This window comes from Staphylococcus arlettae (assembly GCF_002902345.1).
GTDB lineage: Bacteria > Bacillota > Bacilli > Staphylococcales > Staphylococcaceae > Staphylococcus > Staphylococcus arlettae.
Genome location: NZ_PPQB01000010.1, coordinates 402,545 through 415,587 on the forward strand (window position 1 = coordinate 402,545; position 13,043 = coordinate 415,587).

Genomic DNA, 13,043 nt, shown 5'->3' on the forward strand with positions numbered 1-13,043 from the left:
ATAGACTAAAAAAGATTGAGCAATTAACTTAGCGTGATTGCTCAACTTTTTATACTTTGTTGTTAATGGAGGACGCATATGGAAAAAGAATATGTGGTTATAGGTTTAGGTCGCTTTGGCGGGAGCATCGTTAGGGAACTCAATGCTTTAGATATGGATGTTATGGCAATTGATTCAGACGAAGCACGTGTAAATGAATATAGTGAAATTGCTACACATGCAGTTGTTGCAGATACAACAGATGAAGCTGTGATGAAAAGTTTGGGAATTAGAAACTTTGATCATGTTATAGTAGCAATTGGTGAAAATATTCAATCTAGTACGTTAACAACGTTAATACTGAAAGAACTTGGTGTGAAAAAGGTAACAGCTAAAGCGCAAAATGATTATCATGCTAAAATTTTAAATAAAATTGGTGCCGATACAGTCGTGCACCCTGAACGTGATATGGGTAGACGTATCGCACATAATGTAGCAAGTGCTAGTGTATTGGATTATTTAGAATTAGCTGACGAACACTCAATTGTTGAAATAAAAGCGAGTGAAAAAATGGCTGGCAAAACAATAATTGATTTAGACATAAGAGCACAATTTGGTATTAGTATTATTGCAGTAAAACGAGGAAGAGAAATTTTAGTGTCACCAGATCCGAATGAAAATATTGAAATAGGCGATATTTTAATAATGATAGGTCATGATAATGATTTAAATCGTTTCGAGAAAAAGGTAGTACGCTAAAATAGCATTTAAAAAAAGCCTAGTACAGTTGATGTACTAGGCTACTTTTTATTATGATTCTGATTGATTTTTATCTGTTTCTTTTGTTGGTGTTTCTTTTTTTACTGGTTTACTTTTAGGTTTAAACGTTTTTTTATTTTGTGTTGGTTTACGATCTTTGTTGTTGTTTTTACGTTTAGGACTTGGTTTTGCTTTTGGTTTTGTTGATGTTGTAGCAACATCGTCACCTTCGTTTACTTTCATAATGACTGGTAGTATCATTGGTTTTCTTGCCGTTTTTTCATAGAGATACGGTTGTAACGTTTCAATGATTGAAGACTTAATTTGATGCCATTGAATATCTTTATTTTGATTTAATTTAGCAATGACATCTGTTTTTATTTTACGCTGTGCATCATATATTAACTGACCTGATTCACGCATATAAACAAAGCCTCGTGAAATAATATCAGGACCAGATAGTAATTGATTAGTATCAAAATCAATGCTGACTACAACAATAACTAAACCTTCCTCAGAAAGTAACTTACGATCACGGATAACTACATTTCCGATGTCACCAATACCACTTCCATCAACTAAAACATTACCAGATGGTATGCGTCCTGCTTTACGTGCAGAATCTTTAGTAAGTGCTAGAACATCACCGATATCAAAGATAAAGACATTGTCAGGATCTACACCACATTCAATACCAGATTGACCGTGGGCTTGTAACATTCTATATTCACCATGAATTGGTAAAAAGAATTTAGGTCTGATTAAACGTAACATTAATTGTTGATCTCCTTGAGATCCGTGGCCAGAAGTGTGAATGTTCGAAACTTTATTATGGATAACTTCTGCACCAGCACGATAAAGTGAATTAATTGTACGATTAATACTCTTAGTATTACCTGGAATAGGCGATGAACTAAATACTACTGTATCTTCAGGAATGATTTTAATTTGTTTATGTGTTCCATTAGCAATTCGAGAAAGTGCAGCCATAGGTTCACCTTGTGAACCAGTACATAAAATTAGTAGTTTGTGTTTTGGAATACTGTTAATTTTATTAGGTTCAACGAACGTTTCAGGTGGGGCTTTAATATAACCAAGCTCCATACCAATTTTAATATTATTTTCCATAGAACGACCAAAAGTTACAATTTTGCGATCGTACTTAATTGCTGCTTCCACTGCTTGTTGTACACGGTAAATGTTAGAAGCAAATGTCGCAAAGATAATACGACCTGTACAATTTCTGAAAATTTTATCTACATTTTGTCCTACTTCACGTTCACTTAATGTGAAATCAGGTACCAATGCATTTGTTGAATCTGAAAGTAAGCATAGTACACCTTCATCACCTAAGCGCGCCATTTTTCCAATGTTTGCTGGCTCACCTACAGGTGTAAAATCAAACTTGAAATCTCCAGTATGCACGATATTACCCTCAGGTGTATTAACAATAACACCATAAGCTTCAGGAATACTGTGCGTGGTTAAATAGAATGAAATTTCAAAGTGTTTCGATTTGATAACACTGCTTTCATCAATTTCAATTAATTTGGTAGTTCTTAATAAATGATGTTCTTCTAGTTTATTTCTAATAAGACCTAAAGCTAAAGGACCACCATAGATAGGCACATTTATTTTCTTTAAAAGGTAGGGCACACCACCTATATGGTCTTCGTGACCATGAGTAATAAATAGACCAACGATCTTATCTTGATTTTGTTCGAGATAAGTATAGTCAGGAATTACGTAATCAATACCGAGTAAATTATCATCTGGGAATTTAATACCTGCATCGATAATTACGATTTCATCCTGATACTCAATGGCATAAGTGTTTTTTCCGACCTCACCTAAACCACCAAGCGCATATACTGCTACCTCATTTTTATGAATTTGTTTCATTATTCAGCTTGCTCCACGTTGAAGTGATCAGATTGTTTTTCATATTCTAAATGTGTGCCCTCTAATTTAGTAACAAATTCAATGTTGTAATTACGTTTTTTCAAATAACGTCTTACTTGTTCTTCGGTTTGTGCTTCCACGTAAATTGTTTGCGTGTTCTCACGTACAATTACTTCGTCTTTATTATGTTGATAAAATACTTTGAATACTGCCATTATATATATTTCCTCCTAAATGCATTTCTTTTTATAAATATTAAATGTATAAATAACAAACCCTAGTATTAATAAAATAGGCAATTCTCTGAATATAAAAGAACATACCAGCTTTCTGCCTAGTATGTTTCTAGGGTGGTTGTAATTCGTTCAATTTAAGAATAAGTATTACAATATTAAACCTATCCAATTATTTATTATTTTACATGATGTGCATAAATAAATAAAGCAGTTTTATCTTCTATTAAAATAGAAGGGATCTAGTGTTGTATGTTTGTCTCTTAAATAATTGTTAATTTATTTCATAATAATGATATTGTATCACGATATGAATAATAAATTTAACTTTGCGTGTTAGTGTAAAATCTAATGACTTAAATTTATTGTAAGTCATTGCATTTACTGTATTCTAAACAGTTAATATCTCAATACTAATAGCGAATGCTAAAAATTTATAAATATGAAAAACTAGAATACTTAGGAGAGAATAGACAAATATTTTGAAATTTCAGTTTTTATATTAAATTGTACTTGAGCATTAAGTTGTAATTCTTTATGATTACAGTATAAAGGAAATGGAATTAGAGAGTGAACAAGTAAAGTAAATTTGAGAAATGGATTTAGGTGATTATTATGGATCAGGTGACAAGAATAATTGAAGATGTAAAAAAGGAAAAAAATAGAAATGATAAAATATTTAAAGGTGCTACTTTTGAAGTGCGGACGGAGCAAGTAATAATGTTCTTTAATTACGACGAGATTATTAATACACAAAATGAAAATCACTTCTTTGTTAAACACAATCACGACCCTGAATTTTTAGATATTCAATCTTTAAATAGTGTAAAAAGAGAATTAGATAATTTACACATTCCATACAATGAAAGACGCGATGACTTTATGTAAAGCATATGTATACTGACAATTGAAAGTTTATTGTCATGTACAAATAGCAGTTTTTAGTTTAAAAGCGTTGAACTATAAACATATTATTTTAGGCTGGTGCATTACTGCGCCAGCCTGTTTTATTACAATTCCACTGCATCTGCTTTCGGCTGTAATGGGTGCTGTGCATCGATATGATCGTAAAACATCACACCATTAATATGGTCAATCTCGTGTTGTACTACGATTGCAGGATAACCTTTAAGACGTAATTTTACTTCTTTACCGTCAATGTCTGTAGCTTTAACAGTAATGCGGTTTTTACGATGTACTAATCCAGGGATATCTTCATCAACACTTAAACAACCTTCACCAGTTGGTAAGTATGCTTCTTGTACACTATGACTCATTATTTTTGGATTAACTAACATTAAATCATATGATTTGCCTTCACCGTCATCTGGTAAGTACACAGCAATCATTCTTTTAGATAAGTTGATTTGTGGGGCAGCTAAACCAACACCCGAACGTAATCCGTATTTATTAGCTAATTCCTCATCTTGACTATTAATTAAAAATTCGCGCATAGCTAATAATGTATTGCGGTCTTCTTCTGATAGAGGTAATGGCACTTCTTGCGCTTTTTCACGTAGCGTGGGATGTCCATCTCTAATAATATCTTTCATTGTTAACATTGTTATTACACCTTCCTTAATTCAAACTATACCAAATATATATTAGTATAATACAGTAATCTATTTGATTTATACTATAATATTATATAATATAGCACACACATATGAGGAGGTTTAAGCTCAAAATGAAATTTAAACATGGTATTGTAGTCACATTAGCATCGGCAGTTTTTTTAGCTGGATGTACAACAGATAAAGGTGAAATGAAGAATTATAATGAACAAATTCAAAAAGCATTTGACGAAGAAAAGTCTATTTCAAGTACGGGTAAAAAACTTAATGAGTTAGAACAGCAAAAACAAAAATTAGTAAAAGATATAAATGGTAATGATGAACAAAAAGTGAATAAGACTGCAAGTAAAATCTTAGATAATGTCAAAGAACGTAAATCAACATTTAAAAAAGAAGTAGAGGCAATTAATAAATCAGAAGAAGATTATAAAAAAGCTGGCAAGCATATAGAAAATATCGGTAATAATAAAAAACAAGAAGAAGTTCAACAATTAGATGATGCTTTGAAAGCCAAATATCAAGCACATGAAAAGTACGCTGAAGCATACAATAATGTGTTAGATAAAGAGGAAGATATGTTTAAATATATGTCTGGCGATCAAATTGAACAAAGTAAGATTGACGAAAAATCAAAAGAAGTTTCTAAATCTTATAAAGAAATGGACAAACAATTTAAAGCATATTCCAAAGCAATGAAAAAAGTAGATGAAGAAAAGAAAGATGTAGATAATTTAATTTAATAATCCAACATGTTATGGTATATATATCAATAATATGATTGCGTTTACATTTGTCGCATAATTTACTCCAATAAATAGTGGTACAGTTGCAACTGTTTTATTAGTACAGTTACAAAACTGTACCTCTTTCTATTGCAACAGAACTTTTTTAAATTGTTTAACAGTATAACAGATATGTGATACAATGTGAGAGGATAAAATGAATTTCTATTATACGGGAAAGGTATGGTGAATTGAATGGCTCAGAAGTTAAAGGCCCAATTCGATGCAGAGAAAGTATTGAATGATACTCAATCTCAATTTGAAATGATTCAAATATTGGATGAAGACGGTAATGTTGTTAATAACGATTTAGTACCAGACTTATCAGACGAAGAGTTAGTTGAATTAATGGAGAGAATGGTTTGGACACGTATTCTTGATCAACGTTCTATTTCTTTAAATAGACAAGGACGTTTAGGTTTCTATGCTCCAACAGCAGGACAAGAAGCTTCACAACTTGCTTCACAATACGCTTTAGAAAAAGAAGATTATATTTTACCAGGTTATCGTGACGTACCTCAGTTAATTTGGCATGGTTTACCATTAACAGAAGCGTTCTTATTCTCAAGAGGACACTTTAAAGGTAACCAATTCCCAGAAGGCGTTAACGCACTAAGCCCACAAATCATTATTGGTGCACAATATGTACAAACAGCTGGTGTTGCACTAGGTATTAAAAAACGCGGTAAACAAGCGGTAGCAATTACTTATACTGGTGACGGTGGTTCATCACAAGGTGACTTCTACGAAGGTATCAACTTTGCTTCTGCATACAAAGCGCCAGCAATTTTTGTAATCCAAAATAACAACTATGCTATTTCAACACCACGTAGTAAACAAACAGCAGCAGTTACTTTAGCGCAAAAAGCAATTTCAGTAGGTATTCCTGGAATTCAAGTAGATGGTATGGATGCTTTAGCAGTATACCAAGCAACTAAAGAAGCTCGTGATCGCGCAGTTAATGGCGAAGGGCCAACGTTAATCGAAACAGTGACTTATCGTTATGGTCCACATACAATGGCTGGTGACGACCCAACTAAATACCGTACTTCTGATGAAGATTCTGAATGGGAGAAAAAGGATCCATTAGTACGTTTTAGAAAATTCTTAGAAAACAAAGAATTATGGTCTGAAGAAAAAGAAAATGAAGTAATTGAACGTGCGAAAGCAGAAATTAAAACAGCTATTAAAGAAGCTGACAACACTGACAAACAAACTGTTACTGATTTAATGGATAACATGTATGATGAAATGCCACAAAACTTAGTAGAGCAGTACGAAATTTATCAAGAGAAGGAGTCGAAGTAACCCATGGCACAAATGACAATGGTACAAGCGATTAATAATGCGCTTAAAACTGAATTACAAAACGACGAGAACGTTTTACTTTTCGGTGAAGACGTTGGTGTTAACGGTGGTGTTTTCCGTGTAACTGAAGGGTTACAAAAAGAATTTGGTGAAGACCGTGTATTCGACACACCATTAGCAGAATCAGGTATCGGCGGTTTAGCATTAGGCTTAACATTAGAAGGATACCGTCCTGTTATGGAAATCCAATTCTTAGGTTTCGTATTTGAAGTGTTCGATTCAGTAGCAGGTCAAATCGCACGTCACCGTTTCCGTTCAGGTAACTCAAAACAAGCACCAGTAACAATTCGTGCACCTTTTGGTGGTGGTGTACATACACCAGAATTGCACGCAGATAACTTAGAAGGTATTTTAGCTCAATCACCAGGATTAAAAGTGGTTATCCCATCAAATCCATATGACGCTAAAGGATTATTAATTTCTGCTATTAGAAGTAATGACCCAATTGTTTATTTAGAACACATGAAATTATATCGTTCATTCCGTGATGAAGTACCGGAAGAAGAATACACAATTGATATCGGCAAAGCTAGCGTAAAACAAGAAGGTAACGATATTACTTTAATTGCTTATGGTGCAATGGTTCAAGAATCATTAAAAGCAGCAGAAGAATTAGAAAAAGAAGGTTATTCAGTCGAAGTTATTGACTTACGTACTGTACAACCTATCGATATCGAAACATTAGTAGCTTCAGTTGAAAAAACAGGACGCGCAGTTGTAGTTCAAGAAGCTCAACGTCAAGCTGGTGTTGGTGCTACAGTAGCATCTGAATTAGCAGAACGTGCTATCTTATCATTAGAAGCACCTATTGCTCGAGTAGCTGCAGCAGATACTGTATATCCATTCACACAAGCGGAAAATGTTTGGTTACCAAATAAAAACGATATCATTGAAAAAGCTAAGGCAACTTTAGAATTTTAATTATTACTTAGAGACGAAGTAGATAAGTTAATTTAATTACTACTTCGTTCTGAGATTAATATAATTTGTGCTAAGCTATAGATACAGCTTAGTCACATTTATCATAAGAAAACTTAAAATGAAATCTTAGGAGGATAATAACGTGGCATTTGAATTTAAATTACCCGATATTGGTGAAGGTATCCACGAAGGCGAAATCGTAAAATGGTTTGTAAAAGCTGGAGATCAAATCGAAGAAGATGACGTTTTAGCTGAAGTACAAAACGACAAATCAGTTGTAGAAATTCCGTCTCCTGTTAGTGGGACTATTGAAGAGGTTCTTGTTGATGAAGGAACTGTAGCAGTCGTAGGTGATACGATTGTTAAAATCGACGCACCTGATGCAGAAGAGATGCAATTTAAAGGTAGCGACGAAGATTCATCTGAAGAATCAGCACCTGCTGAAGAAGAAAGCAAAGAAGAAGCACCAGTAGCATCTGCTTCATCTGATGAAGATGTAGATGAAAGTAAACGTGTTAAAGCTATGCCTTCAGTACGTAAATATGCGCGTGAAAAAGGCGTTAACATTAAAGCCGTTTCTGCTTCAGGTAAAAACGGTCGCGTAACGAAAGAAGACATTGATGCACACTTAAGTGGTGATACACAAGCTTCTAACGAAAGTGCTGCTCAAGAAACAACTGAAGCAACATCAACTTCAGGACAATCAACTGCAGTATCAACAGAAGGTGAGTTCCCAGAAACAACTGAAAAAATCCCTGCTATGCGTAAAGCTATCGCAAAAGCAATGGTTAATTCTAAACACACTGCACCACACGTAACATTAATGGATGAAATTGATGTTCAAGAATTATGGGATCACCGTAAAAAATTCAAAGAAGTTGCAGCTGAACAAGGTACTAAATTAACTTTCTTACCTTATGTAGTTAAAGCATTAGTTTCAGCACTTAAGAAATACCCAGCATTAAATACTTCATTTAATGAAGAAGCTGGCGAAATTGTACACAAACATTATTGGAACATCGGTATCGCAGCTGACACTGATAGAGGTTTACTTGTACCAGTTGTTAAAAATGCTGACCGTAAATCAATGTTCGCTATTTCAGATGAAATTAATGAACTTGCTGTTAAAGCACGTGATGGTAAATTAGCACCAGATGAAATGAAAGGTGCTACATGTACAATTAGTAATATCGGTTCAGCTGGTGGACAATGGTTCACACCAGTTATCAATCACCCAGAAGTTGCAATTTTAGGTATTGGCCGTATTGCACAAAAACCTATCGTAAAAGATGGCGAAATTGTTGCAGCACCAGTATTGTCATTATCATTAAGTTTTGACCATAGACAAATTGATGGTGCAACAGGACAAAACGCAATGAACCATATTAAACGATTATTAAATAATCCAGAATTATTATTAATGGAGGGGTAAAACATGGTAGTTGGAGATTTCCCAATTGAAACAGATACTATAGTCATTGGAGCAGGACCAGGGGGTTACGTTGCAGCAATTCGTGCAGCACAATTAGGTCAAAAAGTGACAATCGTAGAAAAAGGCGAATTAGGCGGCGTTTGTTTAAACGTTGGTTGTATTCCTTCTAAAGCATTGTTACATGCTTCACACCGTTATGATGAAGTTCAAAAATCAGAAAATTTAGGTGTTATTGCTGAAGGCGTATCACTTAAATTTGATAAAGTTCAAGAATTCAAACAATCAGTTGTTAAAAAATTAACTGGTGGTGTTGAAGGTCTATTAAAAGGTAACAAAGTTGAAATTGTTAAAGGTGAAGCTTACTTCGTAGATAACAACAGTTTACGTGTTATGGACGAAAAGAGTGCACAAACTTATAATTTCAAAAATGCAATTATTGCTACTGGATCAAGACCTATTGAAATTCCTAACTTTAAATTTGGTAACCGTGTTATTGATTCAACAGGTGCTTTAAACTTACAAGAAGTACCAGGCAAACTTGTTGTTGTTGGTGGCGGTTATATTGGTTCTGAATTAGGAACTGCTTTTGCTAACTTCGGTTCAGAAGTTACAATCTTAGAAGGTGCAAAAGACATCTTAGGCGGTTTCGAAAAACAAATGACTCAACCTGTTAAAAAAGGTATGAAAGAAAAAGGTGTAGAAATCGTTACTGAAGCGATGGCTAAATCTGCTGAAGAAACAGAAAATGGCGTAACTGTTACTTATGAAGCTAAAGGCGAAGAGCAAACAATCGAAGCTGACTATGTTTTAGTAACTGTAGGTCGTCGTCCAAACACTGATGAGCTTGGATTAGAAGAGCTAGGTGTTAAATTCGCGGACCGCGGATTAATTGAAGTAGACAAACAAAGCCGTACATCAATTAGTAATATCTTTGCAATTGGTGATATCGTACCTGGTTTACCACTTGCACATAAAGCAAGTTATGAAGCAAAAGTAGCAGCTGAAGTTATTTCAGGTGAAGCTTCTGAAGTAGACTACATCGGTATGCCTGCTGTATGTTTCACTGAGCCAGAACTAGCACAAGTAGGTTACACTGAACAACAAGCAAAAGATGAAGGCTTAGAAGTTAAAGCTTCAAAATTCCCTTATGCAGCAAATGGTCGTGCGTTATCATTAGATGATACAACTGGATTTGTTAAATTATTAACATTAAAAGAAGATGATACATTAGTAGGTGCACAAGTAGTAGGTACTGGCGCTTCTGATATCATTTCTGAATTAGGTTTAGCAATTGAATCTGGTATGAATGCTGAAGACTTATCATTAACAATACATGCTCACCCAACATTAGGTGAAATGTCTATGGAAGCTGCTGAAAAAGCATTAGGATTACCAATTCATACAATGTAATTAACGTTAATATTTATTAAGATGTTATTAGCTTTAGAAACGTATTAACTATTTGGGGCGGGACTATGGAATCAAATTAATATAATTTGGTTACTATCCCGCTCTTTTTATATTAAAAATAAAGTGGTGATTACATGGAATATGAATATCCTATTGATTTAGATTGGTCAAATGATGAAATGATGACAGTAGTGTCTTTTTTTAATGCAGTAGAAGCATTTTATGAAAATAAAGTACAACGAGAAACACTCTTAGCGAGATATCAACAATTTAAAAAAATTGTTCCTGGTAAAGCTGAGGAAAAACAAATATTTAAAAGTTTTGAACAAAGTAGTGGCTACAGTAGTTATCATGCTGTAAAACACGCTCAAACAGCAACTGATCAACAGTTTGTTAGTGACAACACGAAATAACTATTGTCTTAAGAGCTATATTTTGGTATTTTTATAAAGCGTTACATAAATGCGTTATAAAATAGACCAAAATATAGCTTTTTTAATTTGCTAATAATGACACAGCTAATACTCAAAAATATTATCTTACTACTGATAGATGCAACATGGGACATAACCTATAACAGAATGGTATATAGTAAATAATGTGTCTTATAAATTGAGCCATGCAGTATATAAATGAATGTGACATTAAACTTAAACTATTTATAATGAGTGACAACTTAGCACTATAAAGTAAAATAAAGTCTCTATGTAGGGGCGGTTATATGAAAGCAAAGTAATGTTGTTTGTTTTCTAACCAGCTCCTTTCTATTATTTGAGGAGGAAAGTAAGTGAACCCTTTATTATCATTTCAATCTGTTAGTAAAGCTTATAATGACGAAAAAATATTGGATGGAATAGATTTACAAATTGAATCAGGACATTTTTATACTTTACTAGGACCTTCAGGTTGTGGTAAAACAACAATTTTAAAACTGATTGCTGGATTTGAACAACCTGATGACGGTACTATAATCTATCAAAATCAAGCTATAACAGCGCTACCTCCAAATAAGCGAAAAGTGAATACGGTATTTCAAGATTATGCATTGTTTCCGCATTTAAATGTTTTTGAAAATGTTGCTTTTGGCTTACGAGTTAAGAAAAAAGACAAACAAACCATTGCTCAAAAAGTAAAAGAAGCATTAGCTTTAGTAAAGTTAACAGGTTATGAACAAAAGAATATTGCAGATATGAGTGGGGGACAAAAACAACGTGTTGCAATCGCGCGTGCAATTGTAAATGAACCTGAAATTTTATTGTTAGATGAATCATTATCAGCATTGGATTTAAAACTGCGTACTCAAATGCAATATGAGTTGAGAGATATTCAAGCTCGCTTAGGCATTACTTTTGTTTTCGTGACACATGATCAGGAAGAAGCATTGGCATTGAGTGATTATATATTTGTTATGAAAGATGGTAAAATTCAACAATTTGGGACGCCGACTGATATATATGATGAACCCGTAAACCGTTTTGTTGCTGATTTTATTGGGGAATCTAATATTATTCCGGGAACAATGGTACAAGATTATGTAGTAAATATTTATGGCCAGAATTTTGATTGTGTAGATATGGGGATTACACCTGATAGACAAGTAGAAGTTGTAATTCGCCCAGAAGATATAATTTTATCATCTCTCGAACAAGGCTTGTTTGAAGTGACAGTTGATTCAATGTTATTTAGAGGTGTACATTATGAAATTTGTTGTATAGATAGAAAGGGTTATGAATGGGTTATTCATTCAACTAAAAAGGCCGAACTTGGTGCTAAAGTAGGCTTGTATTTTGAACCTGAAGCGATACATATTATGGTACCAGGAGAAAGTGAAGCTGAATTTGATAAACGTATCGATAGCTATGAGGACTCAACACATGCGTAATATAAGTCGTTGGTTGTTTGTACCATATATTTTATGGATGTTACTGTTTATTATTGTCCCTATATTATTACTTGTGTATTTTTCATTTGTAGATTTAGATGGTCATTTTAGTTTGACCAATTATCAACAAATTTTGTCTTCACGTTATCTTATAATGTTTTGGGAGTCTATTTTGTACGCTTCACTAATAACACTCATTACGTTAGCTATTAGTTATCCTGCTGCCTATTTTATACGTGGTTCCAAATGGCAAAACTTATGGCTGCTAATTTTAATTATTCCAACTTGGATAAATTTACTTCTTAAGACTTATGCATTTATAGGATTATTCAGTCATGATGGTATTATCAATCAAATATTAACTTTTTTACATTTACCTAAAGCAGATCTCTTATTTACTGCACCTGCTTTCTTAATTGTAGCAAGTTATATTTACATTCCATTTATGATTTTACCTATTTTCAATAGTATGAAAGATATACCAACTAATATTTTACAAGCTGCTAGTGATTTAGGAGCTAGCCCGATAGTTAGATTTACAAAAGTAATTCTACCGTTAACTAAGCAAGGTATTCTTACAGGGGTACAAGTTACGTTTATTCCTGCTTTATCTTTGTTTATGATTACACGATTAATTGCAGGTAACAAAGTCATTAACATTGGTACATCAATTGAAGAGCAATTTTTAGTAATTCAAAATTACGGTATGGGTTCGACGATAGCTATCGGTTTGCTCGTGTTTATGGCTTTAATATTAGTTATGACAAATAAAAAATCTTCAGAAAGAAAAGAGTGAATCAT

13 protein-coding genes are annotated in these 13,043 nt (G+C 33.5%); 10 read left to right on the forward strand and 3 right to left on the reverse strand.

All coding sequences use genetic code 11. The features are described from left to right. The first annotated feature begins 78 nt into the window (after positions 1-78). A complete protein-coding gene (locus CD036_RS05700) occupies positions 79-738 on the forward strand; it encodes a potassium channel family protein (protein WP_002510843.1) in 660 nt (219 codons plus the stop codon). 51 nt (positions 739-789) lie between these two features. On the opposite strand, the gene rnjA is transcribed toward CD036_RS05700, so the two are convergent. Both rnjA and CD036_RS05710 read right to left on the reverse strand, forming a co-directional pair. Further along, complete coding sequence (rnjA, locus tag CD036_RS05705; RefSeq protein ID WP_021459044.1) at positions 790-2,640, reverse strand: ribonuclease J1; 1,851 nt, start codon at positions 2,638-2,640, stop codon at positions 790-792. After that, positions 2,640-2,855, reverse strand: a complete 216-nt coding sequence (locus tag CD036_RS05710) for a DNA-dependent RNA polymerase subunit epsilon (protein ID WP_103388153.1) — start codon at positions 2,853-2,855, stop codon at positions 2,640-2,642. Before CD036_RS05710 ends, rnjA begins: the two co-directional genes overlap by 1 nt. A 633-nt stretch (positions 2,856-3,488) precedes the next feature. On the opposite strand from CD036_RS05710, the gene CD036_RS05715 reads away from it, so the two are divergent. Next, positions 3,489-3,761, forward strand: coding sequence for a hypothetical protein (locus CD036_RS05715; RefSeq protein WP_103388154.1), 273 nt, complete (start codon positions 3,489-3,491; stop codon positions 3,759-3,761). A gap of 122 nt (positions 3,762-3,883) precedes the next feature. Here CD036_RS05715 and def read toward each other — a convergent pair whose 3' ends face one another. Continuing rightward, positions 3,884-4,435: a peptide deformylase gene (def, locus tag CD036_RS05720; protein WP_002510839.1), complete on the reverse strand. Its 552-nt coding sequence runs from the start codon at positions 4,433-4,435 to the stop codon at positions 3,884-3,886. Positions 4,436-4,560: 125 nt separating this feature from the next. Here def and CD036_RS05725 point away from each other — a divergent pair, with 125 nt between their 5' ends. The 8 genes from CD036_RS05725 to CD036_RS05760 all read left to right on the forward strand — a co-directional run bounded on the left by CD036_RS05725 (position 4,561) and on the right by CD036_RS05760 (position 13,038). After that, the gene (locus CD036_RS05725; protein WP_002510838.1) at positions 4,561-5,187 is read left to right on the forward strand and encodes a YkyA family protein; all 627 of its coding nucleotides are present in this window, start codon (positions 4,561-4,563) and stop codon (positions 5,185-5,187) included. A gap of 237 nt (positions 5,188-5,424) precedes the next feature. Then, on the forward strand, positions 5,425-6,537 hold the full coding sequence (gene pdhA, locus CD036_RS05730; RefSeq protein ID WP_103388155.1) for a pyruvate dehydrogenase (acetyl-transferring) E1 component subunit alpha: 1,113 nt from the start codon (positions 5,425-5,427) through the stop codon (positions 6,535-6,537). 3 nt (positions 6,538-6,540) lie between these two features. After that, the gene (locus tag CD036_RS05735) at positions 6,541-7,518 is read left to right on the forward strand and encodes an alpha-ketoacid dehydrogenase subunit beta (RefSeq protein WP_002510836.1); all 978 of its coding nucleotides are present in this window, start codon (positions 6,541-6,543) and stop codon (positions 7,516-7,518) included. A 142-nt stretch (positions 7,519-7,660) separates the two neighbouring features. After that, positions 7,661-8,950, forward strand: coding sequence for a dihydrolipoamide acetyltransferase family protein (locus tag CD036_RS05740; RefSeq protein ID WP_103388156.1), 1,290 nt, complete (start codon positions 7,661-7,663; stop codon positions 8,948-8,950). A 3-nt stretch (positions 8,951-8,953) separates the two neighbouring features. Then, complete coding sequence (gene lpdA / locus CD036_RS05745) at positions 8,954-10,360, forward strand: dihydrolipoyl dehydrogenase (RefSeq protein WP_002510834.1); 1,407 nt, start codon at positions 8,954-8,956, stop codon at positions 10,358-10,360. A 134-nt stretch (positions 10,361-10,494) separates the two neighbouring features. Then, positions 10,495-10,773 carry a UPF0223 family protein gene (locus CD036_RS05750; protein ID WP_002510833.1) on the forward strand — a complete coding sequence of 93 codons (279 nt, stop codon included), beginning with the start codon at positions 10,495-10,497 and terminating at the stop codon, positions 10,771-10,773. Between the two features lie 374 nt (positions 10,774-11,147). Next, a complete protein-coding gene (locus CD036_RS05755) occupies positions 11,148-12,242 on the forward strand; it encodes an ABC transporter ATP-binding protein (RefSeq protein WP_002510832.1) in 1,095 nt (364 codons plus the stop codon). After that, positions 12,235-13,038 carry an ABC transporter permease gene (locus tag CD036_RS05760; protein WP_002510831.1) on the forward strand — a complete coding sequence of 268 codons (804 nt, stop codon included), beginning with the start codon at positions 12,235-12,237 and terminating at the stop codon, positions 13,036-13,038. Before CD036_RS05755 ends, CD036_RS05760 begins: the two co-directional genes overlap by 8 nt. Positions 13,039-13,043: the final 5 nt, after the last annotated feature.